Consider the following 25,374-nt stretch of genomic DNA (forward strand, 5'->3'; position numbering starts at 1 on the left):
TTCGGCCACCCCGCCTGGCGCGGCTTTCCCCAATCCTATGCTGCGTGAACGCATGCAGGCCGTTACGGGATCGATTCGTCCTTGAACGGACCGGCTCAGACGAGCCATCAAGCATCGATCTTGACACCAGGAGAGGGACCTGATGATTCCAGTAAACGAACCCCTGCTCGAGGGAAACGAGAGGACATACCTGAACGAATGCATCGAAAGCGGCTGGATCTCGTCGGACGGCGTATTCGTCGAGCGCTTCGAACGCGCAATGGCTGCATATGTAGGCCGCAAGCATGCGATCGCCGTCGCAAACGGAAGCGCGGCGCTCGACGTCGCCGCCGCTGCACTGAGTTTCGAGCCGGACGATGAAGTCATCATCCCCACGCACACGATCATCTCCTGTGCATCGGCGATCGTTCGAACCGGCGCGCGACTGCGGCTCGTCGATTCGAATGCGGATACATGGAACATGGACGTAGCGAAAATCGAAGCGGCCATCACGAGCCGCACGCGCGCGATCATGGCCGTACATACCTTCGGCTTGCCGGTCGACATGAAGCCGGTGCTGGACCTCGCGAAGAAGTACGGCCTGGCTGTGATCGAAGACGCGGCGCAGGCTATCGGGCTCACCTATGAAGGAAAGCAATGCGGCAGCTTCGGCGATATCTCCTGCTTCAGCTTCTACGCGAACAAGCACATCACGACGGGCGAAGGCGGCATGATTCTCTGCGACGACGATGCACTGGCGGCGCGCGCAAGGAGTTTGCGAAATCTTTGCTTCAAGCCCGAGAGGCGGTTCGTGCATGAGGAGCTAGGCTGGAATTATCGTATGAGCAGTCTTCAGGCTGCGGTCGGGCTTGCGCAGTTCGAGAAGCTCGATGAACGCATAGCGAGAAAGCGCACACTGGGGCGGCGTTACGAAGCGCTTTTGCATGATGTAAGGGGCCTGGAACTTGCTCCTGTTGCGTGTTCCTATGCCGAGAACATCTATTGGGTGTTCGGCGTGGTGCTGGATGATCGCCTGCCCATCGGCGCGGACGAAGCACGCGCAATACTCGCCGATGCCGGCGTCAGCGCGCGGCCATTCTTCTGGCCCATGCACGAGCAGCCTGTATTTCGCAAGCAAGGGTTATTCGAGGGCGAAAGTTATCCGGTCGCCGAGCGCATGAGCCGGCGCGGTTTCTATTTGCCGAGCGGACTTGCACTAACCGAAGCGCAGCAGGATCAAGCGGTGGCCGCGGTCCGGAACATGATGGCCGAGTATGTCTAGAAGCTCCGCAAGCCATGCTCGCGGACATTGCCTGCTTCATATGACCGTCATCAGTCACATCGATGATGGGTCGTAACACCACGGAGTGCAGCCATGGAGAATGCAATGCGTTCGACCGACTCGATGTCGATGGCCAACGCGCTAGCGCCGCATATGCAGTCTTGCCGTCGCATTGTGCCGGTCATACTCGCGGGAGGATCGGGCACGCGCCTCTGGCCGATGTCGCGCGAGCAGTTTCCGAAGCAACTGATCGGCGTGGTCGGACGTGACTCGCTGCTTCAGGCTACCGTGTTACGAATGGACGGATTCTCCGGCGACTTCGACGTCGATATGCATCCGATCATCGTGTGTGGCGAAGAGCATCGTTTCACGACCGAGGAACAAGTGCGGTTATGCGGCGTCGATGCGCGGATCATTCTCGAGCCCGCGCGTCGTGATACTGCGCCCGCACTGACGCTCGCGGCGCTTGCGGCCGTCGAAAAAAACGAAGACGCGATTCTCGTCGCGATGCCTTCCGATCATTCGATCGCCGATCTTGGCGCGCTGCATGAAGCGATATCGATCGCCGCGGACTACGCCGATAGCGGAATGATCGTGACGTTAGGGGTTCCGCCGACGCGTCCCGATACCGGCTTCGGCTATATTCGTCTCGGCGAAGCGCTGGAGAAGGGTGCTCATCTTATCGACCGCTTCGTAGAAAAGCCTGCCGCCGAACTCGCCGCGCAATACCTCGCTGCACAAACATACTGGTGGAACAGCGGCATCTTTGTCGTTCGCGCGAGCGTGTGGCTCGATGCCCTGGCGCATCTCAATGCCGATATGCATGCGACATGCACGGCGGCACTGAAAGACGGCAAAGCCGATGGCCATTTCTTTCGTCCGTGTCCGAATCAGTTCGGCCGTGTGCCTTCCGATTCGATCGATTACGCGGTGATGGAGCATATCGGCGACGCTGGCTCGCCTTGCAACGGCGTAGTCGTGCCGCTGTCGGCGGGATGGTCAGACCTGGGATCGTGGGACGCAGTATGGGAGGCCATGGAAAAGGACGGCTTGGGCAATGTCGGAAGCGGCCGCGTGGTCTTCGAAGGCGCGAGGTCGAGCTACGCGCGCTCCGATGGCGGACGGCTCGTCGCGTGCGTCGGCACGTCGAACGTCGTTGTCGTCGATACCGACGATGCCGTCCTGGTCGCCGATCGCTCGCACGCGCAGGACATCAAGCGCCTTGTCGCGCGCATCCGCGAACAGCATGCGCCCGAGGCCGAAACGCATCGCAAGGTTCGTCGTCCATGGGGCTTTTACGATTCGATCGAACATGGCGAGCGTTTCCAGGTCAAGCGCATCGTCGTGGCGCCTGGCGCACGACTTTCGCTCCAAATGCACCATCATCGTGCGGAACATTGGGTCGTCGTGCGCGGCACCGCGCTCGTCACGCGCGGGGACGATCAGTTTCTGTTGTCGGAAAATGAATCGACCTACATTCCGCTCGGCGTCCGGCATAGGCTGGAAAATCCGGGCAAGGTGCAACTCGAGATCATCGAAGTTCAATCGGGTTCGTATCTCGGCGAAGACGATATCGTGCGGCTGGATGACTGCTATGGCCGTATCTGATGTTATCGACAAAGCTCACGAAGGCGGGGCATGACATGCGCGATATTCAAGGATTGCTGGCAAGGCTCTTCGATGTCGCGATGGTCGTCGGAGGGGCCACCGTTGCATCGCGGATCAGGTTCGACAACATCGCCGAACCGGGCTATTACGTGCCGTTCGTGGCCTTTGCTGCGGCGTTTTCGCTCGTATTGTTCCCGGGCTTCGGCGTATACGAGTCGTGGCGCGGGCGCAGCAAGCTCGTGCTGACGAGCCGCGTGTCGCTCTCATGGCTCGTGGTGCAGGCGTGCGTCCTCGTGCTGATGTTCTCGCTGCATCGGCTCGATGATGTCTCGCGCCTCTGGTTCGCGTACTGGACTGCGATGTCGGGCGCGCTGATGATCGTGGGCCGTCTCGTCACGCATGCGGTGCTCGCGCGCATGCGTCACGCCGGGATGAACTTTCATGACGTGGCGGTCGTCGGTTGCGGGCGGCATTGCGAGTCGATCATGAAAAGAATCGAGCGCGCGAGCCATTCGGGTTTTCGTACGGTCGCGGTATTCAACGCATCGCCCGAATTGCCGATAACTTCAACAGTGCCGGTCTTCGAAGATTTTGACACCTTCGTGCGCCACGCTCGCGAGCAGCATGTGCATGAAGTCTGGCTTGCATTGCCGCTATCGCAGGAGAAAGCCATTCTGCGGTTCGTGAATGAGTTTCGCGACGATCTCGTCAACGTGCGATTCATTCCCGACGTGCGCAGCCTGGCCCTCTTCGAAAGCGGCGTGAGCGATTTGCTCGGGGTGGCGGCGATCAATCTCGTCGCTTCGCCGCTTTCGCAAAGAGCGCTATTGCAGAAGGATGTTTTCGACCGGCTGTTCGCGCTCGCGGCGCTCATCGCGGTCGCGCCGCTTCTGATCGTTATCGCAATCGCGGTCAAGCTTAGTTCGCCCGGGCCCGTATTCTTCAGACAGCGGCGCAAGGGCGCGGACGGACGCGAATTCACCATCTACAAGTTCAGGTCGATGCGCCTGCATATCGAACAGTCCGGCATGCTGAAACAGGCTACGCGCAATGATCCGCGCGTGACGCGTGTCGGTGCGTTTCTCCGGCGCACGAGTCTCGACGAGCTGCCGCAATTCTTCAACGTCCTGCTCGGCGACATGTCGGTCGTGGGACCGCGTCCACATGCGCTCGAACATGACGATCTCTACCAGAAAGTCGTGCAAGGTTATATCCATCGTTACCGCATCAAACCGGGCATCACCGGATGGGCGCAGGTCAATGGCTTTCGTGGGGAAACGGACCGGATCGAAAAGATGGAGGCGCGCGTGGCCCATGATTTGTACTATTTGGGAAATTGGACTTTCGCACTCGATATGCGGATCATTGCCGCGACGGTATTCAAGGGTCTGCGCGGGGCCAACGCTTACTGAAGCGTAAGCATCGCGCCCGGCGTGCGCGATGCAGGCATCATCTCTTTCTCGCGACGAAGGTCGCCGACAGATCGGCGGCGCTAAGTTCGCCGCCCATCCATCTCACGCTGTCGAGCACTTCGAAGCCGCTGAGATCCAGCATCAACTCGACTTCAGGCTTGAACATATAACGCATGACGTGCGTCTCGAGAACGGTTTCGACGCATTGCGTCTTTCCGTCCGTCATCATGATGGTGTAGTTGACGGTGACGGTATTCTCATGAGGACGCATCAGCGGTTCGGCGATGCGGATTACCGCGGTTTCATCGCTCGTGGCGCGCTTGATGCGAACCTTGGGCGGGTCGGCCAGCACGGCGGGACCGTACCAGCAATCGAACAGAAAGAGTCCTGAGCGCGGCAGATGAGTCGCTGCGGTGTGGCACATCGCCATGAAATCGGCGTTCGTCGTCTGATAGCTTGCGACATGAAACAGCGAGACGACCGCGTCATATAGCTCTTCGGTGCGGACGCTTCGCGCATCGCCCTGCTGAAACTTCAGTCTCTTCGCCACCGTGCCCGGCAGTGAAGTCCGTCTCGCATCGGCGCGTGCCAGCATGTCGAAACTCATGTCGATGCCGGAAACCGAAAAGCCGGTGGCCGCAAGCTCCGCCGCGTGGCGTCCTGTCCCGCAACCGAGATCCATAAGATGGCCGCTGACTATTCCATATCGACCGAGCAGGTCGGTGACGAACGCGGCCTCCGCCTTGTAGTTCTTCTCGTGATAGAAAAGATCATAGTATTGCGAGTATCGCGTGCTGAAACTCATGTGAGCCACTCCGATTTAGAGTTGGTGCCCAACGCATGTCCGCGCAATGGCGCATTCGTCCAGGTGACCGAAGCGCCGCTCGATAACAAGTCTCACTTGACGTTCCGGTTCAAGACAGAGCGTAGCCTTCGCACGAATCGCGACTTCATGCGTGACGGAATTCGGCAAGATGTTGGCCGGGCCGCCTGTGCAGGCCGCGAGGCCGGTTTTGACAAGGCGATGACGGAAATAGAAGTTATGTTTCGGAGATCATCGAGTCATCGATCCCGGAGGATGAAGGTGATCCGAATAGGTCATTCCGCAACACGGTCTTTTGTTCAGGCGCCGCGAAACGACATAGTTCGAACTCCGTATTAAGCGCCTTTCCATAACTTTCATGTACTTATTTTCAAACAGCCGAAGAGATCGAACAGTCGTGTTGTTATCGCGGCCGAACGCGCCGATCTCGGCCAAAACCATGCTTTTCGCCGCCATGGCGGAAAGAACGGATGCAATAGGAAACTACGCTCCCGAAATAGTACGGAATCGACGGCATTGGTACGGCTTGCGATCCGCAGACCTGCAACCGAAACATAGGAAGATAACGCCATGTCGAACGTTACAGCCTTCGGCGATGCAGAGTCGAGCGGTCTCTATCATGCAGCGGAAGAGAGAAGCACAAAGCTCATAGGAATCATGTTGTATGACGGATTTTCTCTTCTGGGCGCTGGAACGCTTGCCGAGGCGCTTCATATCGCCAACGAGTTGCAATCCGCTATCCTGAGCAATGGCGTGACCTATAGCGTTCGTCTCGTCTCCGCCCGCGGTGGCGCGATAGCTTGTTCATCGTCGGTCTGTGTGTGGACCGAGCGCTTGGGTGGCCAGCGCTTTCAGGGCTTCGACGCGCTATACATTGCAGGCGGCGCTGGCGTGACGCGCGCAGCTGCGGATGAAAGTCTCCTCGAGTCATTGAGGATCGCGTGTTCGCAAAGCGGCGCGGTCGGTTCGCTCGGCAATGGCGACGCGCTGCTCGCCGCCGCGGGCGTCGCCCGGCGCGACTGGGCTTCGATGGGACGCGGCGTATGGGGCGGCGGAACATTGAAAAGCACGACGTCGACCGAACGCGGCGATGCGCTCGTCAACTCGCTGGCGCTGGTGAAGCGCGATCTCGGCTATGACATCGCAACGGCTTTGGCAGACCGGCTGGCCTCGTCCAACGATCAGCATCTGCCAATCATGCTGAGTACCATCGGCACGACGACGCTCGCAGAGAAAGCGCAGGAATCCGCGCGCTGGCTGGAGCGCAATTGCGGCCGTCCCATCTCCGTCGGCGACGCGGCTCGCACCGTTGCGATGAGCGAGCGCAACTTTCTGCGGCTGTTCAAGCGTGAGATCGGTCTGACGCCTTCGCAATATCTTTTGCGTGCGCGCCTCGATTTGAGTTGCGAATTGCTTATTAAGAGCGACTTGCCGATCGACAAGATTGCGCGCCGGACCGGTTTGACCAATGGTGAAAGATTTTCGAAGGTATTCAGAAAGCAATTTCTGATGTCGCCAACGGAATACCGGTCTCGAAAGAAGAGCGGTGACGCAGTGTGATCGCACGTTTCGCGCTTCACAGGCGCAGCCGGAATGACTTCCTCCAACTCGATAGCGCAGGCATATCCACGTCGGGCGGAAAGCGCATCCTAACCATGGCAATGTCCCCCTAATCTGCCAACAGCACTTTCACGCCCTCGGCGGCTTCGTGTCGCAGGGCGTCGAGATCGAGGCCCGGGATCACGCCGTCATCCACGACCACGCGGCCGTTCACGATGTTGTAGCGAACGCGCGCCGGCTCGCCCGATGCCACGGGCGCCACGGCGAGATCGTGATAGCCATAGAAGCGCGGATCGTCGATGTCATAGAGAACGAGGTCCGCCGCCTTGCCGACTTCGAGCGTGCCTACTGCATCGAGACCGAGCACGCTTGCGCCGCCCGCGCTGCCCCAGTGAATCGTCTCCTCGATCGTCGTCGCCGATGCGCCCTGCGCCGCGCGATGCACGAGCCACGCGAAATGCGCCTCGTTGATCATGCTGCCCGATTCGTTCGACGCGACGCCATCGACCCCGAGCGACATCGGCACGCCTGCCGCGGACATTTGCGGTGCGGGGGCGATGCCGCTGCCAAGCCGCGCGTTGCTCACCGGGCAATGCGAGCAGCCGCTGCCGGTCTCCGCGAGCATCGCGATCTCGCTCGCTTCGAGATGCACGAGATGCGCGAACCACACATCGGGTCCGAGCCATTCGTGATCGGCGACGAATTCGACCGGCAACTTGTCGAAGCGCTCGCGGCAGAAATCGACATAACGTTGCGTCTCCGAAAGATGCGTGTGCATGCGCAAGCCCATGCCGCGTGCCGCGCTTGCGATCTCAGGCAGAAGATCGGGCGGCAGAGAGAAGGTCGGCGTCGTCGGCGCAACGACGACGCGGCGCATCGATGTCGCGCGGGCATCGTGATAGCGCGCCTTCAGGCGTTCGATATCGGCAAGCATCTGATCGAGCGTCTCGGGCTTTAACGCGACCTTCGAGAAGCCCGGATGATCGCCTGCCGCCTGCAACGCGCCGCCACGGCACAACACGAAGCGCAGGCCGAACGACGCCGCTTCGTCGAAGAGCAGATCGCCTGTTTCCGTGGTGCCTTCCGCGTGATAGAGATAGTGATGATCCGCGCACGTCGTCACGCCCGACAAAAGTAGTTCGGCCATGCCGAGGCGTGCAGCGACACGCGCGAGGTCCGGCGTGAAGCGCGCGAGTCGCGGATACGGCACCGCGGCGAGCCATTCCTGCAGATCGGCGTTGACGCCTGAAGGCACCGCTTTCAGCAGGTTCTGGAACAGGTGATGATGCGTGTTCACCCAGCCTGGATAGGCGACGCACGAGCGCGCATCGATGACGCGTTCGTCGTCGCGTGCGTCGAGATTCGGCGCGATGGCGCGGATGACGCCATCGCGGATGCGAATATCGACGTTGCCGAGCCGTGCGGCGTCGCCACACAATCCGCTCATCACCGCGACGGGATGTTTGATTAGTAATGCTTCGTTTGAGATGTTCATGAACGCTTGTCCTTTCAACACGTTTTACTCGCGCACCATGCTGGGCGAAGGTACGACGTCTTCCTCATGTGCGCCGTTGAGCACGGCGTTCAGCACGACCGACACGAGACACGCGAGCACGACGCCGCTGTGCACGAAGGGCTGCGTCCAGTCGGGCATCTGCTTGAACACTTGCGGCGCCATCACCGGGATGAGCGCGGTCGCGATCGTGAAGCCGACGATCAGCACGTTGTAGCGGTTGCGCTCGAAGTCCACTTTGGAGAGCGTCTGCACCCCCGCCGCGACCACGACGCCGAACATCGCGATGCCCGCGCCGCCGAGCGCAGCGGCAGGCGTCGATGCGACGACCGCGCCGATCTTGGGCACCAGCGCGACGACGCACATCAGCACGCCGCTCACCGCCACGACCCATCGGCTGCGCACGCCTGTCAGGATCACGAGTCCCACGTTCTCCATGAATGCGATGAACGGGAACGCGGCGAACATTCCGGCTATCGCGCTCGCGAGACCATTCGCGCGCATGCCGCGCACCGCGTCTTCCTCGCTGATGTTCTTGTCGACGATATCGCCGATCGCGACGAAGAGACCCATCGATTCGATCATCTGCACGACCATCACGACGATCATCGTCAGAACGGGCACCACGGAGAACACGGGCATGCCGAAGTGAAACGGCAACGGCATCGTGAACCACGGCGCGTTGGCGACGTTGGCGAAGTCGCCCATGCCGAGCGAGCAGGCAAGCACGCTGCCCGCGACAAGTCCGATCAGCACCGACAGATTGCGCAGGAACGCATTGGCAAAGCGGTTGACGGCGAGAATCACGAGCGCGACGAACAACGCGACGCAAAGGAACGGCAACGCGCCGAAGTGCCGCGCGTTCTCACCGCCGCCCGCCCATTGATACGCGACCGGAAAGAGTTGCAGTCCGATCACGGTGACGATGCAGCCGGTCACGACAGGCGGAAAGAAACGCCGCAAACGTCCGACGAGCGGCGCGGCGAACATCGTGAACACGCCCGCGCCGATCACCGCGCCGCACACGCCCGCGAAGCCGACGCCGGGGCTCAGGCCGATCGCGATGACCGGTCCCACGCTGCTGAACGCGACGCCTTGCAGAATAGGCAGACGCACGCCGAACTTCCATACGCCGACGGTTTGCAGCACCGTCGAGATGCCCGAGCAGAAAAGCGCCGTGCTGATGAGCACGGTGGTGTCAGCGGGCGACATCTTCAATGCGGATGCGACGATCAACGGCACGGCAATCGCGCCGATGTAAGCGACGAGCATATGTTGCAGGCCGAGCGTGATCATCTGCCGCTTGGGCAGGATGCGATCGACGGGATGTTGGTCGGTGTTCATCAACGTGTCTCCTGATTATCGTTATCGGCGGCTGCGTTCGTCAGGCCGCGACAGGCACCGCAAGGCAGGCATGAAAGCGCTCGGTCAGCGCGGCGCGGTCGAGTTCGCGTCCGATGAACACGATTCGGCTCGAACGCGGCTCATAGCCCCACGCCTGCGCCGCGCGCAATTCGATGATGTCGTGCACGCCTTGCAGCACGTAGCGATACGGCTGTCCTTTCACGGCGAAGATGCCCTTCATGCGAAAGAGGTTCGTCGCATCCGATGCGCGCAGTTCGGCGAGCCACGCTTGCAGCGCGTCGAGTTCAATATCGGCATCGACTTCGATGCCTACCGAGCTCACGCTTTCGTCGTGGTGATGATCGTCGTGGTGGTCATCGTGATCGTCGTCCGCTTCGACGAGTTGCTGGGCAAACTCATTCGCGCCCACGCCGAGAATCGCGCGCAGATCGATCTGCGCAAAACTCGATTCGACGATTTCAGCCGTTGCGTTGAGCCCGCGCAGCCGCTCTTTCAATGAAGCGATGTCCTGCGCCGTCACGAGGTCCACCTTGTTGACGACGATACGATCCGCGCACACGATCTGATCGACCGCCTGGTTGTCGCGGCCGTCGAGCACGAGATCGTCCAGGTGCGCGGCGATATGCTTTGCATCGACCATCGTCACGACGGCATCGAGGGTCACGCGTTGCGCAATCGGATCGTCGACGAAGAAGGTCTGCGCGACAGGGTACGGATCGGCGAGCCCGCTCGTCTCGACGATGATGTGATCGAGCCGCTCGGGCCGCTCCACCAGCATCCTCACGATGCGCACGAGGTCTTCGCGCACTGCGCCGACGCAGCATACGCATCCGTTCGTCATCTCGTAGATCTCTTCGGTCGATTCGAGCACGAGCCCGCCGTCTATGCCGACTTCGCCGAACTCGTTCTCGATCACCGCGATCTTGTGTCCGTGCTTTTCGCGGAGGATGTAGTTGAGCAGCGTGGTTTTGCCCGCGCCGAGAAAGCCGGTCAACACTGTGACCGGAATCTTCTGGAACGCGTTATGAGTCGTATGGATGTGAGTCATTGCTTGTCTCCTTTGAGTCAGTCAGCTTTATGTTCTTTCCAGCGTCGAACCACGTTGCAATCGAGGCCGAAGAGATCCAGCACGCGGCCGAGCGTGTGATCGATCATCTCGTCGAGCGAAGCAGGGCGCGCGTAGAACGCGGGCACCGGCGGCGCGACGATGCCGCCCATTTCGGTGACGGCGATCATGTTGCGCAGGTGGGCCAGCGTGTACGGCGTTTCGCGTGCCAGCAGCACGAGCGGGCGTCGCTCCTTGAGCGTGACGTCGGCGGCGCGCGAGATGAGGCTCGATGAAAGTCCGACGGCGATTTCGGCGAGCGTCTTCATCGAGCACGGCGCGACGATCATGCCGAGCGTGCTGAACGAACCGCTCGAAATGGCGGCGGCCATGTCATCGCATCGATAGGTGAAGCTCGCGAGCGCGTTGACATCGGCGAGCTTGTGTTCGGTCTCTTGCTGCATCGTCAGAAGCGCGCTGCGCGAGATCGTCACATGCGTTTCGATGTCGAGTTCGCGCAGCAATTCCAGAAGGCGCACGCCGTACGTGAAGCCCGATGCGCCGCTGATACCGACCGCGATGCGCCGCGTGCTCATCGTGCGGCTCCTTTCAAAATGGCGGCTGCACGTTGCATCGCATCTTCGCCGATGCGCGCACGTATGCCGTCGAATTGCGAGCCGCGCGTCGCGTCGATGCCCATGCGCGATGTGGTGCCTTCGACGGACGACGAAGGATCGAGCGGGCTGCCCGGCAATCCGCCGACGATGAACACATCGTCATGCGGTTGCGCATGTGCCGCGATCGCCCAGAGCACTTGCGAGTCGTCGGTTATGTCGATATCGCCATCGACGGCGACGACATGCTTGAGATACGGATCCCAGCCCAGCAACGCGAGCATGATCTGACGCGCTTCGCCATCGCGCGTCTGATTCAGCGCCACATAGCAATGAAAATGCGTGCCGGAGTTCGGGTAATGCAGCGCAGTGACCGCTGGGAAACGCGCCTTCAGCTTCTCGCTCATTTCCGCTTCGCGCGGCAGACGAGCGAGCGTGAGATGCTCGGCATACGGACCACCGACGACATCGACGAGCCATGCATCGCGGCGGCGCATCATCGTATCGACGCGCATAACGTTGTTGGTCGAACGGTCCGACGAATAGCCGGTGAACTCGCCGAACGGACCTTCATCGGCGCGCGCATCGGGATCGATCGTGCCTTCGAGCACGAACTCCGCGGCCGCCGGCACGCCAATGCCATAACGCGGCGTGCGTACCAGTTCGAGCGGTGCGCCGAACAGTCCGCCGGCGATGGCGCGCTCGTCTGTGCCGAACGGCACGCGCGATGCCGCCGCGAGCATGAACATCGGATGCGCGCCGATGACCATCGCAACCTTGAGCGTGTCGCCGCGCGCCTTCGCCGTCTGCAACATGCGCCACAGATGACCGCGCGAATGCAGGCTCGTTGCGAGCGCGTTCCTCGCATGAAGCATCGAACGGTGATAGCTCATGTTCGCGATGCCGGTCACCGGATCTTCGGCGACGAATACCGCGTTCGTGATGTACGCGCCGCGATCGGTGGCGAAGTGGCGAATCATCGGCACATGCGCGAGATCGACCGCGTCGGCTTCGACGACTTCATCGAGCACGGGACCGCGCGCGACATACAGCGGCGCGATCGGTGCATTCGCGCGTTGCTGATAGGCGTCGAAGAGGCCGCGCGCATCGACATCGAACAGACGGGCGATACGCTCGCGCGATGCGAAGAAGTTGGTCGTCAAAGGCGTTGCGATACCTTCGACGTGCTCGCATACGAGCATCGGATGCTGCCCGCGCGCGGCAAGCGCAGCGACGATCGCGCTGACGTCCTGATCGGCGGACAACTGTTGCGTGAGCGTCAGCACATCGTGGGGATATTGCTCGCGATAGGCGTGCGCAAAGCAATGAAAGTCCTGCGTGGCGCGAAAGAGGTTATCGGCCATCGTGAGCTCCGTCGAGAGAAAGAAGGGCGCGTGAGCGACCGCGCCCGCATGACATCAGGCCGTCTGCGCGACTTCGTCGTTCTTTACATACGTGGCCTTCAATCGTTTCTCCGCTTCGGCAAGGTCCTTCGGCGGTTTGGTCGGCTCGATGCCCACCAGTCGCGCGATGTTATTGCCCATGTAGTCTTCGAGACCGTCCTCATCGAGGTCCATGCCTTGCGGCGCGGGACCGCACAGCATCTCCAGTTCGCGCAGCCACATGCCCGGCTCGTTCGGCGGCGAATCGGTGCCGAACACGATCTTGTTGCGCGGCAACTCGCGCGCGAACTCGACGATGCGCGACTGATAGCACCAGCCCGATTCGCAATACACGTTGGGCGTATCCATCGCCATCCAGAAGGCTTCGAACGAGTAATTGCCGCCCGTCTGGATCCCGAAGTGCCCGATGATGAAATTCACCATCGGGAATTCGCGGATGATCGGATAGAACTGCGTGGGAATCGTGTACGGTCCATCGCCTGTGTGAATCAGCACGACGACGCCCAACTCGGCGCATTTCTTCATCGCAGGGCGCAGCCAGTCGAGCGCGCGATCCGGCCGATAGCCATGCATGTTCGCGTGCAGCTTGAGCATCTTGAAGCCGTATTCCTTGACGTGAAATTCGAGTTCCGCCGCGCCGTTTTCCGGACCCCAGCGCGGGTTATACGTGAAGTTGCCGATGAAACGATCGGGATACTTCTGCGTCAGCTCCGCGATATACGACATGTAATCGCGAATGCCTTCGCGCCCGCGCCGGTTGCCGTCGCGATAGCCGGTGTTTCCCGGCGGCGGCTGGATGAAACCCATGTCGATGCGGCGCGGCTTGCCGTTGATGATGTACGGACCGTCCATCATCTTGAGAAGGCGTTCGCCGGTGAACGGCTCGCCCGTGTGCCGCCAGGCTTCGTCGACGAGATTGGTCGGATGCAGATGGGTATCGATGATCATCAGCGCGCTCCTGCGTAGTCAGCTTCTTTGTATTGGTCGAGATTGGCTTGCGCTTCTTCGACGCTTTTGGGCGGCGCGCTCGGTTCGATGCCGAGCATGCGCGCGAGGTTGTTGCCGAGATAATCCTCGAGCGTGTCTTCGTCGAGATTGAGGCCTTGCGGCGGTTCGTGACACAGCACTTCGAGCAGGCGCAGCCACATGCCCGGTTCGTTGGGCGGCGTGTCCGAGCCATAGAGAATCTTGTGCGTCGGCAATACCTTCGCGAATTCGACGATGCGCGATTGCAGGCACCAGCTCGATTCGCAATAGACGTTCGGCGTATCGAGCGCCATCTGATAAGGCTCGAAGCAATACACGCCGCCGGTCTGCACGCCGAAGTGCGCCATGATGAACGGCACCGACGGAAACTCGCGGATCAGCGGATACCATTCGCTCGGAATGCTGTACGGTCCGTCGCCGGTGTGCAGCTTGACGATAAGCCCGAGGTCCGCGCATTTGCGCAACGCGGGACGCAGCCAGTCGAGCGCGCGGTCCGGCCGATACGCGTGCATGTTGGCCTGCAACTGCACCATCCTGAAGCCGTGTTCCTTCGCGTAGAACTCGATTGCGTCGGCGCCGTTCTCGGGGCCGCAGCGCGGGTTATAGACGAAGCAGCCGAGCAGGCGGTCGGGATACTTCTGCGTCATCTCGACGGTGTACGCCATGTAGTCGTCGATCGACTCGCGGCCGCTTCTCACGCCATCGGTCCACGTATAGATGGTGTTGCCTTGCGGCGGTTGGATGAATGCCTTGTCGATGCGACGCGGCTTGCCGTTGATGATGTACGGGCCGTCCATCACCTCGATCAGACGCTCGCCCGAAAAGGGTTCGCCGTCATGGCGCCAGGCGAGGTCGACGAGATTGGTCGGATAACAGCTTGTGTCGATGATCATGGGTCTCGATCTCCTTGAGGGGAACTGGCGTGTCCAGTCGCCGGATCGCGGGCAGGCGCGTCGATGGAACAAGAGCTCTTGCGAGCTTGCCCATGCGGCCTTTTGCAAGACGCGTTGATGCGCCTTCCCCTCGCCGGCATCGAGTGTCACACTGACGTGCACTGCTGCTTGCGATGCAGTCTCACAAGTTATGCGCGCTCTGTACAATATTTTTTGACCACGATCTTGATACGTTAGCGATATGGACATGCGGCTTTTGCGGTACTTCGCGGTGCTCGCCGATGAACTCCATTTCGGCCGCGCAGCCGCGCGCCTGCACATTTCGCAGCCGCCCCTGAGTCAGCAGATCCGCATCCTTGAAGAGGAAATGGGCACTGCGCTTTTCTTGCGCTCGCAACATCGCGTCGAACTCACCGAGGCAGGGAAAACACTGAAAGAACAGGCGCCGCTGATCTTCGCGCAGTTCGAGCGCGCGATCGATCTCACGCGTTGCGCGGGACGTGGCGAAGTGGGAAGTCTCGAGATCGGCGTCATCAGCTCGGCGATGGTCGAGCCGATTCCACGCGCGCTCGGCGAGTTCGCGCGCAAGCATCCGCAAGTCAGATGGACGCTTCACGAGATGACGCCCGCCGCGCAGATTCAGGCGCTGAAAGAGCGGCGGCTCGACGTGTGCTTCTTTCGCGTGTCGCACGAAGATCCGGAGATCGTCAGCGAAGTCGTGTTGCGCGAGTCTGCCGTGGTCGCATTGCCGCTCGCGCATCCGCTCGCTTCACGCGCGGATATCGCGCTGCGTGATCTCGAAGCCGAGCGCTTTCTGTCGTTTGGTCTGCTGCAATCGCAACTCGCGCGGTTTCTGCGCGACTGTTGCGTCGAAGCGGGATTCACGCCGCGCATCGAGCAGGAAGTCGTCGAACTGCATACGCTGCTATGTCTGTTGCGCGAAGGGCTCGGCATTGCGCTGCTGCCGGCATCGGCGCAACAGCTGTCGGGCGGCGGCGTGGCATTCGTGCCGCTCGCAGCGCCCGCGCCCGAAGTCTCGCTTCATGCGCGTTATCGCGCGGACACGCCGTCGCCGGTGCTGGCGCGGTTTCTCGATACCGTGCGCGAAGTCGTCAGTCCGGATCGCGCGCGTTGACCGTTTGCGCGACGAGCTCGCGTATCGCATCGACGAGCGGCGCAACGCGTGCCGACTTCTCGCGCGGCCACACGGCGTAGAGGTTGTAGTGCGTCGGAATCTCGACGCGTGTGAGTTCGACGAGCTTGCCGTCGCGTTGCGCGTCGGCGGCGAGCAGGCCGCGCGCAAGTCCCACGCCGACGCCCGCGCTCGCGGCGGCGATCAGCCCCGCAGCGTTGTCAAAGACGGCGACTGCGTGCGGCTCCGCTTCCGGCAGGCCCGCCGCGGCGAGCCACGGAATCCACGAGCGCTTGGTGTAGCCGAGCAAGGGCAGCGCGAGCACTTGTTCCGGCGCGAGCGGCACGCTGAGTCCGCGCGCGCTCAACAATGCGGGCGAGCCCATGACCGTGAGACGGTCGCCGCAGATGAGCGCGTTCTCGAAGCCGTCCCATTCGCCATAGCCGTAACGCAGCGCGAGATCGACGCGTTCGAACGCGCTGCGGTCATGACGTGGCGCGGAAAGCATCGTCAGCGACGCGCCCGTCAATGCGCCGAGCAACGCGGGCAGGCGCGCGACGAGCCAGCTTTGCGCAAGCTCCGGATCGACGTCGAGCGTAATCGACTGCTTCACCGCGCGCTCCTTCACCGACGACAACGCGCGATCGATCTGCTCGAAGCCATCGCCTAGCTGATTCGCGAAGAGCGCGCCGGCATCGGTGAGCACGACGCGCGCGCCTTCGCGCACGAACAGCGGCTGGCCGACGAACTCTTCGAGCGTGCGGATCTGCTGGCTGATCGCGCTATGCGTGAGCGACAACTGACGCGCCGCGCTCGAAAAGCTGCCGGCGCGCGCCGCCTGCAAGAAGGCCTGCATCGACTGGATCGAAGGGTAGCGCTTCAACATGGGTGTTAGCCAGGCTTACGGGTGATCAAAGAAATCGTCGCTGGCGTTCTTGCATGACGGCTTCCGATAATGGCCGCAAGCTCGAACGACATTCAGGAGACAGCGCATGATCGAAATCGTCGTCAATGACGCGCGGCACTCGCTCGACAATGTACCGGAAGACATGCCGCTGTTGTGGGTGCTGCGCGATCGCATCGGTTTGACGGGCACGAAATTCGGCTGTGGCGGGGGCTTTTGCGGCGCATGCACGGTGCATCTCGATGGCGAGGCCGTGCGTTCGTGCCTGCTGACGATAGCGGCCGTGGCGGGCAGGCGCATCACGACCATCGAAGGTCTTTCCAGGGACGGCACGCATCCGTTGCAGCGCGCGTGGATTGCGGAAGACGTGCCGCAATGCGGCTATTGTCAGTCGGGACAGTTGATGCAGGCAGCGGCGTTTCTGAAGGGCAAACCGTCCGTGAGCGATGACGCCATCGCCGCTGCGATGTCCGGCAACATCTGCCGCTGCGGAACGTATGCGCGCATCCGCAAGGCCATCAAGCGCGCGGCGGCGGAGGTCTGAATGCGTATCGAACATCACGCAGCGCGCCGTCGTTTCATCAAGCAGAGTTCGGCGCTGCTGGCAGCGGGACTATCCGTTGGATTTCGATTGCCCGATGCGTTGGCGAAGAACGGCGATGCTCTTCCGCGTGACGGCGAATTCGAGCCGAACGCATGGGTGCGCGTGCTGCCCGACGACACGATCAAGCTCGTCGTCCACAAGCACGATTCGGGCACGGGCACGCGCACCGCGCTCGCCGCGCTCGTCGCCGAAGAGCTGGATGTCGATCCGTTTCGCATCGACGTCATCACGCCCGAGAATCCTTTCTATGCCGATTACATTCATCCCTTGTGGAAGGTGTTTTCCACGGGCGGAAGCACGAGCGTCTCGCTGGAATACGATCGCTTGCGGCGCGCGGGCGCGACTGCGCGTGCCATGCTGATCGAAGCCGCCGCGAAACAATGGAAGGTATCGCCGTCAACGTGCTCGACCGATAACGGCTTCGTGATCGACAACGCGAGCGGCGCGCGTGCGAGCTATGGATCGCTTGCCGTCATCGCCGCGAGCGTGCCCGCGCCAAAAGACGTGCCGTTGAAAGACGCATCGCAATTCAGGTACATCGGCAAGCTGAGCAAGAAGCGCGACGCGGCGCAGAAGGTATGCGGCGCGTTCGCGTATGGCATCGACGTGCGTTTGCCCGGCATGCTCGTCGCGGTCGTGACGCGTGCGCCCGTCATCGACGCGCGCGTGCGCAGCGTCGATGCGAAAGAGGCGCTCGCCGTGCCCGGCGTGCGGCAAGTGCTGCCGATACCCGGACGTCCCGATGTGCTCGGCGGCAATCAGGCGGGCGTCGCCATTCTCGCCGACGACTACTGGTCCGCGCACAAGGGACAAGCCGCATTGCGCGTCGAATGGGAAGACAGTCCGTTCGAAAACTTCGATAGCCGCGATATGCCCGCGCGCCAGGCTGCATGGCTCGACGATCCCGCTGCGCGCGTCGTGCCGACCATCACGAACGGCGACGCCGATGCCATTCTCAAGCATGGCGCGCGCGTGATTCAGGCGTCTTATTCGATGCCGTACAAGGCCGCGAATCCGCTCGAACCCATCAACGTGACGGCGTGGTCGAAGGAGGGCGGCATTGCGTATTGGGGCGGCTTGCAAGTGCCGTCGACGGCGCAGGAGGCGGCGCAAGTCATCGGCGGCATTCCGGCCGATCGTGTCGTGCTGCATGAACTGGTTTCGGGCGGCAGCTTCGGTGCGCGCGAATCGAAGTACTGGCTCTTCGAAGTCACATGGCTCGCGTTGCAAACCGGCAAGCCCGTCAAGCTGATGAACAGCCGCGAGGACGAAATGCGCGCGCTCTTCTATCACTCGGCGAGTCATCATCGCGCAAAGGCCACGCTCGATGCACGCGGCAATCTTTCGGCGCTGCAACTGCGCGCGGTGATGCCGGCATCGCCGGAACAATGGGAGCCGGGCTATTTCGATCGTCCCGATCGCATGGACTACAGCACCACGGAAGCAATCAGCAAGTTCGAGTTCGCGTATGGCGCGCCGAATGTGGATATCGGCTGGGTGCGTCATGAAACGGGCGTGCCAACGGGCTGGTATCGCGCGGTGAGTTATATCCCGAACGTGTTCGCGGTCGAATCGTTCATGGATGAAGCCGCGCATAAGGGACATCGCGATGCGGTGGACTTTCGCATCGCGCATATGAAGGACGCGCGCCATGTCGCGGTATTGCGCGAGGCCGCGATGCGGGCCGGCTGGGGCAAGCCGTTGCCGCGCGGCACCGCGCTCGGCATTGCGACGAATCGCGCGTACGGCAGTTATGTCGCGGTGATCGCGCGCGTCTCGCGCAAGGATGACGGTATCGTGATCGAGAAGCTCACGTGCGTGGCCGACTGCGGGCTCGCGGTGTCGCCCGGCGGTGTGGAAGAGCAGCTATACGGCGGCTTGATGTGGGGACTCGGACACGCACTCGCCGACCGCATCGACATTCGGCACGGCCAGGTTCAGCAGACCAATTTCGATGCGTATCGCGTGATGCGTATGAGCGACATGCCCGACATCGACATACGCATCATGCAGGGCGATCCGGCGAAGCCTGGCGGCGTAGGCGAGTTGTCGAGCCCGTCGGTTGCGCCGGCCGTTGCCAATGCCGTGTTCACGCTGACCGGCAAGCGCCTGCGCGAGACGCCGTTCGATTTGCGACGGCTCGCGTGAAGAAGTAACCGCTCAGGCGGCCAGCACTTCGTTGGCCGCCTCGACATTCGCGACAGCCGCCGCATGCTCGCGGATCAGGCGATAAACCGTCTCGCCCGGCACGGTTTCCGATTCGAGCAATTCATCGGCGATCGCGCGCAACACCGGCTCGTTGGCTTGCAGCAGGGCGAAGCATTCGTCGCTCAGATCGTGCAGCAACGCGTTCGCATGACCGATCGAATTCTTGAGCTGCAAGCCCGCATACTGCTGCGGCAACGCCGCGAGGCTGAACAGATTGCCTTCCTCGTTGAAGCCGAACTTCGACACCATATCGAGGCTGATGCGCGACGCCTCCTGAAGATCCGATGCCGCGCCGCTCGATGCTTCCTTGAACATGAGCAGTTCCGCGTTGCGCCCGCCGAGCAGCACCTGAATCTCGTTGCGCAATTCGGTTTCGCGATACAGATGCTTGTCCTGCATCTTCGTGATGAGCGCGACGCCCAGAGCGCCGCCGCGCGGCAGGATCGTCACTTCTTCGAGCACGCCGGTGCCGAGCAGCGCCGCAACGAGGCCGTGACCCGCTTCATGCACCGCGATGCGCGTGCGTTCGTCATCCGATAGCGCGCGTTCCGCGCCGTTCACATCGCCGATGCGCGCGATCTTGATCGCTTCGAGGAAATGCGCCGCCGATACTTCACGTTCGCCCGCCTTGCGCGCGACGAGTCCTGCCTGATTGACGATCATCGACAGCGTGGCGGGCGAGAGGCCCGTCGTCAGACGTGCGAGCTGATCGAAGTCGATGTCGTCGCGCTTCGTCTTCAAGCTGTCCGCGTAGAAACGCAGGATGTCCGCGCGATCTTCGACGCCCGGCAAACGCACTTGCACCGTGCGATCGAAACGGCCGGGACGACGCAGCGCTTCATCGAGATTGTCGGGATGATTCGTCGCCGCGACGATGATGACGCCTTCGTTCGATGCGAAGCCGTCCATCTCCGCGAGCAGTTGATTGATGATGCGATTGCTTTCCGCTTCGACCGGGCCGCCGCCGGTATCGGTGCGCTTGCCGAGGCCATCGGCTTCGTCGATGAAGATGACGGTCGGCGCATTCTTGCGCGCGAGCTCGAACAGGTGCTTCACCTTCTGAATGCCGACGCCGTAGTACTTCGCGCTGAAATAACTGCCCGTGATCGCGATGAAGTTCGCGCCGCATTCGCCCGCGAGCGCCTGCGCGAGCCGCGTCTTGCCGACGCCCGGTCCGCCCGTCATCAGGATGCCGCACGGCGCGCGCACGCCCATGCCGGTGAATTGCGCGGGCTCGGTGAGCCACGCGCGCACGTCGTTGAGCGCGGCTTTCGCTTCGCCCGCGCCGATGACGTCATCGAAACGCAGCGTCGGCGATTCGCCGAGCAATTGCGCGCCGCCGCGCATTTCGCGGCGCATGAACCAGAGAAGGCCGCCGATCATCAGGAGCGGCAGCAAGAGACTCAGCGCGTCGCGCGAACGGTCGAACATCTCGCTCCAGCGCGCAATGCCCGTGCGCACGTTGGCGTCGGGCAGCCATACGAGTTGATACGGCGAGGCCGCGTCGGGCTTCATATCGCCGAGCAGCAATGCGTTGGAGAACGCGCCGTTATGATCGGCCACGTAATACTTCTCGCCCTTCGTCGTGGAGACGAGAATCGCGTCGGGACTCACGCCGATCGTCGCGACATTCTTCGCGCGAATATCGGTCAGCATTTCCGATGCGTCTTTCTCGCGATGCGTCCACGGCGATGCGTCATGGCGCATCTGATTGGCGACGCCCGTCAGCGCCGCCGTCTGCGATTGCGCGGCCCGCACTTCATGGCGCCAATGCAGAAAGCCCGCGCCCGTCACGAGCGCGGCCGCGATCACACCATAAGCGATATATCGGCCAACGCGTGACCGCAGCGAATTCCTTGCCGGTTTCATCAATTCTGTCCAATGGGCCCGCACGCGCGGCGCCCTAAAGCAATCGTCGGAGGAATGGCATCCGAACGTGTGTCTCTTATCGTGCTTCGGTGGTGGGATGCCCGCGCGCATGTCTTGATGCTCAAGATGGCGAAGCGATCGACCTTGAACCGCAGATCGTCAACCATGCGAGCATGGCCCTGTTTGCAGGGATTGCTTCGCTGGAATGGTGCCCGTAATGCATGACCATTCGATAACGCGAAGCAGCGCGCGAACGAGCGTTCGACACGCCGTTTCAAATACACGTCCCCTTTTTTTGATTAACGGCAGGTAACGGGTCTTCTTGACGGCAGTGTAAAAAACGCGTGATCCGCGCTCGCAGCGTGATGCGGGTTTGATGGCGTATGCAGGACGAGGCCAAGGATAGCACGGCAGAAAACGATGCTCCATCCGGTAAGGAATACTGCTTGCTTACGCTAGAGAACTCCGTGCACATGGGGCGCGCGGCGTACTCGGACGAGAGGGAGATAACATCATGTTGTATTACGCGTTGGTCTTTTTCATCATCGCGATCATCGCTGCCGCGCTCGGATTCGGCGGTATCGCGGCGGGCGCGGCGGGCATCGCGAAGATCCTGTTCTTCATATTCCTCGTGATTTTCCTCGTGACGCTGGTAATGGGCCTCATGCGACGTTGACGGCTCTCACGCAAAAGGCGTCGTGCCGAGGCTGGTCGGCACGACGCCTTTTTTTTGTTCCTCGTTTAACGTAGCCGCCTGGACGAAAGATCGGTATCGTCGCAAATGACAACTTCTGGGTCATTTGCGCCATGCACATCGCGATACTCGCTCTCGATGGTCTCTTCGATACCGGCCTCGCCGTGACGCTCGACACGCTCAGAGCCGCGAACGGGTTGGCCGCGCGCACGATGGGCGGATCCCCGCGCTTCGATGTATCCACTGTTGGCGTGCGCAAGCGCGTGCGTTCGGGTCACGGCTTCGCGATTCCGGTGGAACCCGTCACGCCCGATTTGAAGCCGGACTGGGTCATCGTTCCGGCGCTCGCCGCGACGACGCCGGAACTGCTGCTGCCCGCACTGGAACGCGCCGACGTCAAGGACGCCGTGCGGCAATTGCAGAAGTGGCGCGCGCAAGGCGTATCGATCGGGGCGTCCTGCATAGGGACGTTTCTGCTCGCGGAAGCAGGATTGCTCGATCATCGGCAGGCGACATCGACGTGGTCGCTCGCGCCGCTTTTCAGGCAACGCTATCCGCATGTTCTGCTCGACGAATCGCGGATGCTCGTGCCGACCGATATCGGCGTGACGGCCGGCGCCGCGATGGGGCATCTCGATCTCGCGCTGTGGCTCGTGCGCAAGTCGAGCCCCGAGCTGGCCGCGCTCGTGTCGCGCTTTCTGCTCGCCGATATCCGCACGTCGCAGGCGCCGTACATCATCCCGAACCATCTCGCGCAGGCAGATCCGCTGATCCAGCGTTTCGAGCGCTGGGCGCGCGACCATCTGAAGGAAGGATTTTCGCTGCAGCACGCGGCGAACGCGCTGGCGACGAGCACGCGCTCGCTTCAGCGCCGATGCCAGGAAGTGCTCGGCAAATCGCCGCTGGCGTACTTTCAGGACTTGCGCGTCGAACGCGCGCAATCGCTTCTGCACGGCAGCGGACTCGATCTCGAAGCGATCGCCGCCGAAGTCGGCTACGAAGACGGCGCGACTTTGCGAACGCTTTTACGTCAGCGCTTGGGACGCGGCGTGCGCGATCTGCGCGCCGGCCTGCGCTGACGATGCCTACAACGAACGCTCGATAGCCTTGCCGAGCAGATCGAGCCCGAGGTCAATCTCTTCCTCGCTCACGGTCAGCGGCGGCGCGATGCGGAACACGCCCCCCATGCCCGGCAATTGCACGATGTTCATGCTCAGGCCGAGATTCATGCATTCGCGCGTGATCTTCGCGCCGAGACCATCGGCGGGTTCCTTCGTGCGGCGATCCTTGACGATCTCCACGCCGAGCAGCAAGCCGCGGCCGCGCACGTCGCCGATGCAGTCGAAGCGCTCCATCAAATCGAGCAGGCCGCGTTGCAGGCGCGCGCTCATCACGTTCGCGCGCGCGACGAGGCCATCGCGTTCGACCACATCCAGCACGCGCAGGCCGACGGCGGCGGGCAGCGGATCGGATACGTGCGTCGTGTAGAACAGATAGCCGAGCGCATGCGCCTTCTCTTCGATTTCCGCCGATGTGACGACGGCCGCGAGCGGCAAGCCCGCGCCGAGCGTCTTCGATAGCGTGAGGATGTCGGGCGTGACGCCGTCGCGCTGGCACGCGAACATGGTGCCCGTCCGGCCGATGCCGGTTTGCGCTTCGTCGAGAATCAGCAGCATGCCGCGCTCTTCGCACTTGCGCTTTAGCGCCGCCATGTAGCCTTCCGGCAATTCGATGATGCCGCCGGAGCTCAGAATCGGTTCCGCGATGAACGCGGCGAGATTGCCGCTCGACTGCCGGTCGATGAGATCGAATGCGTAGTCGAGTTCCGCGAGCCAGTCGTATCGGCCGTTGTGCTCGAAGCGCGCGCGATATGGGAACGGCGCGGGAATCGCGAATGACCCGACCGCCGCGGGACCGACGCCCTTGCGCCCCGCGCTGTACGTTGCGGACGCCGCGTGACCCGTCATGCCGTGCCACGACTGCGCAAAGCCGACGACTTCGTATTTTCCGGTGACGAGCTTCGCCATGCGGATCGCGGCCTCGTTCGATTCGGCGCCGGTGCTCAGCAAGAGCGCGCGATCGAGACCGGCGGGCGTGATATCGGCGAGACGCGTCGCGAGATCGACGACGGGACGCGACAGCATCCCGCTGAAGAGATGATCCAGCTTGCCCGCATATTCGCCGATCACCGACACGATCTCGGGATGGCTGTGGCCAAGCACGGCGCTCATTTGTCCGGAGGTGAAATCGAGAATCGCGCGGCCATCGGCATCGTAGACGAAGCTGCCTTGCGCGCGCTCGATGATCATCGGCTCGAACGTGCCGCCGTAGCGGATGAGGTGCTGTCTGGCGTTGCGCCAGAAAGTTGCGTCGTTGTTCAGGGACACCGTGCTTCTCCTGGCGGGATAGGAAGGAATCTGCAGTGTAGACAACGCTCGGGTTTTATAGAATCGAATAGTTCTAATGCGAGATAGAAGAGGCGCTAATACCTTGAGCCTGTCACTGGAAATCGAGTTGTTGCGCTCGTTTGCCGTCATCGCGGAAGTGCGCGCGCTGAGCCGCGCGGCCGAGCGCATCGGACGGACGCAATCGGCGCTGAGCCAGCAGATGAAGCGGCTCGAGGATATCGTCGATCAGCCGCTTTTTCAGCGCACCGGACGCGGCGTCGTGCTGACGAATCCCGGCGAGCGCCTGCTGGTTCACGCACAGCGCATCCTGCGTCTGCACGACGAGGCGATGGCCGATCTGTGCGGAAAAGGCTTGTCGGGCAGCATCCGCTTCGGCTGTCCGGACGATTACGCCGCCGTGTTCCTGCCGAGCCTGCTGCGGCAATTTTCGAGTCAGCATCCGCACGCGCTGGTGGAAGTCGTGTGCGGGCCGACGCCCCGGCTCGCCGAGCAACTGAAAAAGCGCGCACTCGATCTCGCGATGCTCTCGCTTCCCGAAGACAAACCCGGCGGCGAGGTCATCCGGCGCCAGCAACTGGTCTGGATCGGCTGTCCGGGGATGGATTCCGCGCATTACGATCCGTTGCCGCTCGCGCTCTCCGATCCGGACACGCTCGATCACATCGCCGCATGCGAAGCCTTGCAGCGCGCGGGCAGGGCGTATCGCATCGCGTACGCGAGCAGCAGTCTCGCGGGGCTCACGGCGCTGGTGCGCTCGGGGCAGGCGTTCGCGGTCATCACGCAGACCGCCGTGCCCGCCGATCTGTGCGTGCTGAACGCGGATGCCGGGCTGCCGGCGTTGCCGGGCGTCGGCATATCGCTGAAGTTCGCGCGCGAGCGTCCTTCGATGTTGACATCGGCGTTCGCGGAACACATCCGTCTCACGCTGCCGTTGTTGTGATGCAAGACCGATTGCGCGAATTGGGCCGCAAAACGGCCGCTTTCCGGCACATCGCGCATCGGGGACGCGGGCTAAGATACTTTCCATCTCCTCTAGCTCTTTCTTCTCAGGGAATGAGCGACTTTTGCGTC

The 25,374-nt window shown here is 62.1% G+C and carries 21 protein-coding genes; 10 read left to right on the plus strand and 11 right to left on the minus strand.

The window, feature by feature from the left end; all coding sequences use genetic code 11:
* Window positions 1-142 precede the first annotated feature (142 nt).
* The 3 genes from NCS67_RS28555 to NCS67_RS28565 all read left to right on the plus strand — a co-directional run bounded on the left by NCS67_RS28555 (window position 143) and on the right by NCS67_RS28565 (window position 4,281).
* Complete coding sequence (locus NCS67_RS28555) at window positions 143-1,261, plus strand: DegT/DnrJ/EryC1/StrS family aminotransferase (protein ID WP_008346305.1); 1,119 nt, start codon at window positions 143-145, stop codon at window positions 1,259-1,261.
* A gap of 105 nt (window positions 1,262-1,366) precedes the next feature.
* Entirely contained in the window at window positions 1,367-2,869 is a 1,503-nt protein-coding gene (locus tag NCS67_RS28560; protein WP_502801882.1) for a mannose-1-phosphate guanylyltransferase/mannose-6-phosphate isomerase, read from the plus strand.
* Window positions 2,870-2,904: 35 nt separating this feature from the next.
* The gene (locus NCS67_RS28565) at window positions 2,905-4,281 is read left to right on the plus strand and encodes an undecaprenyl-phosphate glucose phosphotransferase (protein WP_175980252.1); all 1,377 of its coding nucleotides are present in this window, start codon (window positions 2,905-2,907) and stop codon (window positions 4,279-4,281) included.
* 37 nt (window positions 4,282-4,318) lie between these two features.
* Here the strand turns inward: NCS67_RS28565 and NCS67_RS28570 are convergent, their stop codons facing one another.
* The gene (locus NCS67_RS28570; protein WP_175980251.1) at window positions 4,319-5,086 is read right to left on the minus strand and encodes a class I SAM-dependent DNA methyltransferase; all 768 of its coding nucleotides are present in this window, start codon (window positions 5,084-5,086) and stop codon (window positions 4,319-4,321) included.
* Window positions 5,087-5,674: 588 nt separating this feature from the next.
* Between NCS67_RS28570 and NCS67_RS28575 the strand changes: the two genes are divergently transcribed.
* On the plus strand, window positions 5,675-6,664 hold the full coding sequence (locus NCS67_RS28575) for a GlxA family transcriptional regulator (protein WP_175980250.1): 990 nt from the start codon (window positions 5,675-5,677) through the stop codon (window positions 6,662-6,664).
* A gap of 109 nt (window positions 6,665-6,773) precedes the next feature.
* On the opposite strand, the gene NCS67_RS28580 is transcribed toward NCS67_RS28575, so the two are convergent.
* Genes NCS67_RS28580 through NCS67_RS28610 form a run of 7 tightly spaced genes read right to left on the minus strand, consistent with a single transcriptional unit; the run spans window position 6,774 to window position 14,484 of the window.
* Window positions 6,774-8,153, minus strand: a complete 1,380-nt coding sequence (locus NCS67_RS28580; RefSeq protein ID WP_502801883.1) for an isoxanthopterin deaminase — start codon at window positions 8,151-8,153, stop codon at window positions 6,774-6,776.
* Between the two features lie 30 nt (window positions 8,154-8,183).
* Window positions 8,184-9,521: a nucleobase:cation symporter-2 family protein gene (locus tag NCS67_RS28585; protein WP_250437581.1), complete on the minus strand. Its 1,338-nt coding sequence runs from the start codon at window positions 9,519-9,521 to the stop codon at window positions 8,184-8,186.
* Window positions 9,522-9,561: 40 nt separating this feature from the next.
* Window positions 9,562-10,590, minus strand: a complete 1,029-nt coding sequence (locus NCS67_RS28590; protein ID WP_250437582.1) for a CobW family GTP-binding protein — start codon at window positions 10,588-10,590, stop codon at window positions 9,562-9,564.
* A 17-nt stretch (window positions 10,591-10,607) separates the two neighbouring features.
* Window positions 10,608-11,183, minus strand: a complete 576-nt coding sequence (locus NCS67_RS28595) for a UbiX family flavin prenyltransferase (RefSeq protein ID WP_250437583.1) — start codon at window positions 11,181-11,183, stop codon at window positions 10,608-10,610.
* Window positions 11,180-12,565 carry a UbiD family decarboxylase gene (locus NCS67_RS28600; protein WP_250437584.1) on the minus strand — a complete coding sequence of 462 codons (1,386 nt, stop codon included), beginning with the start codon at window positions 12,563-12,565 and terminating at the stop codon, window positions 11,180-11,182. Before NCS67_RS28600 ends, NCS67_RS28595 begins: the two co-directional genes overlap by 4 nt.
* Window positions 12,566-12,619: 54 nt before the next feature.
* Window positions 12,620-13,552 (minus strand): amidohydrolase family protein, encoded by a 933-nt coding sequence (locus NCS67_RS28605; protein ID WP_175980244.1) that lies wholly within the window; start codon window positions 13,550-13,552, stop codon window positions 12,620-12,622.
* On the minus strand, window positions 13,552-14,484 hold the full coding sequence (locus NCS67_RS28610) for an amidohydrolase family protein (RefSeq protein WP_175980243.1): 933 nt from the start codon (window positions 14,482-14,484) through the stop codon (window positions 13,552-13,554). Before NCS67_RS28610 ends, NCS67_RS28605 begins: the two co-directional genes overlap by 1 nt.
* A gap of 241 nt (window positions 14,485-14,725) precedes the next feature.
* On the opposite strand from NCS67_RS28610, the gene NCS67_RS28615 reads away from it, so the two are divergent.
* The gene (locus tag NCS67_RS28615; RefSeq protein WP_175980242.1) at window positions 14,726-15,619 is read left to right on the plus strand and encodes a LysR substrate-binding domain-containing protein; all 894 of its coding nucleotides are present in this window, start codon (window positions 14,726-14,728) and stop codon (window positions 15,617-15,619) included.
* On the opposite strand, the gene NCS67_RS28620 is transcribed toward NCS67_RS28615, so the two are convergent.
* The gene (locus NCS67_RS28620) at window positions 15,597-16,502 is read right to left on the minus strand and encodes a LysR substrate-binding domain-containing protein (protein WP_250437585.1); all 906 of its coding nucleotides are present in this window, start codon (window positions 16,500-16,502) and stop codon (window positions 15,597-15,599) included. The two genes, NCS67_RS28615 and NCS67_RS28620, sit on opposite strands and share 23 nt — an antisense overlap.
* A 106-nt stretch (window positions 16,503-16,608) precedes the next feature.
* Here NCS67_RS28620 and NCS67_RS28625 point away from each other — a divergent pair, with 106 nt between their 5' ends.
* Both NCS67_RS28625 and NCS67_RS28630 read left to right on the plus strand, forming a co-directional pair.
* Window positions 16,609-17,064, plus strand: a complete 456-nt coding sequence (locus NCS67_RS28625) for a (2Fe-2S)-binding protein (RefSeq protein ID WP_250437586.1) — start codon at window positions 16,609-16,611, stop codon at window positions 17,062-17,064.
* The gene (locus NCS67_RS28630) at window positions 17,065-19,272 is read left to right on the plus strand and encodes a xanthine dehydrogenase family protein molybdopterin-binding subunit (RefSeq protein WP_250437587.1); all 2,208 of its coding nucleotides are present in this window, start codon (window positions 17,065-17,067) and stop codon (window positions 19,270-19,272) included.
* A gap of 12 nt (window positions 19,273-19,284) precedes the next feature.
* On the opposite strand, the gene NCS67_RS28635 is transcribed toward NCS67_RS28630, so the two are convergent.
* Window positions 19,285-21,201 carry an AAA family ATPase gene (locus tag NCS67_RS28635; protein ID WP_033536019.1) on the minus strand — a complete coding sequence of 639 codons (1,917 nt, stop codon included), beginning with the start codon at window positions 21,199-21,201 and terminating at the stop codon, window positions 19,285-19,287.
* A gap of 514 nt (window positions 21,202-21,715) precedes the next feature.
* On the opposite strand from NCS67_RS28635, the gene NCS67_RS28640 reads away from it, so the two are divergent.
* Both NCS67_RS28640 and NCS67_RS28645 read left to right on the plus strand, forming a co-directional pair.
* Window positions 21,716-21,877, plus strand: a complete 162-nt coding sequence (locus tag NCS67_RS28640; protein ID WP_008346326.1) for a DUF1328 family protein — start codon at window positions 21,716-21,718, stop codon at window positions 21,875-21,877.
* Window positions 21,878-22,008: 131 nt separating this feature from the next.
* Entirely contained in the window at window positions 22,009-22,974 is a 966-nt protein-coding gene (locus NCS67_RS28645; protein WP_175980239.1) for a GlxA family transcriptional regulator, read from the plus strand.
* Between the two features lie 6 nt (window positions 22,975-22,980).
* Here NCS67_RS28645 and NCS67_RS28650 read toward each other — a convergent pair whose 3' ends face one another.
* Entirely contained in the window at window positions 22,981-24,282 is a 1,302-nt protein-coding gene (locus NCS67_RS28650) for an aspartate aminotransferase family protein (RefSeq protein WP_008346328.1), read from the minus strand.
* 76 nt (window positions 24,283-24,358) lie between these two features.
* On the opposite strand from NCS67_RS28650, the gene NCS67_RS28655 reads away from it, so the two are divergent.
* Entirely contained in the window at window positions 24,359-25,243 is an 885-nt protein-coding gene (locus NCS67_RS28655) for a LysR family transcriptional regulator (protein WP_250437588.1), read from the plus strand.
* The last annotated feature ends 131 nt before the right edge of the window (window positions 25,244-25,374 follow it).

The sequence above is a fragment of the Caballeronia sp. ATUFL_F2_KS9A genome (assembly GCF_023630765.1).
Taxonomy (GTDB): Bacteria; Pseudomonadota; Gammaproteobacteria; order Burkholderiales; family Burkholderiaceae; genus Caballeronia; species Caballeronia zhejiangensis.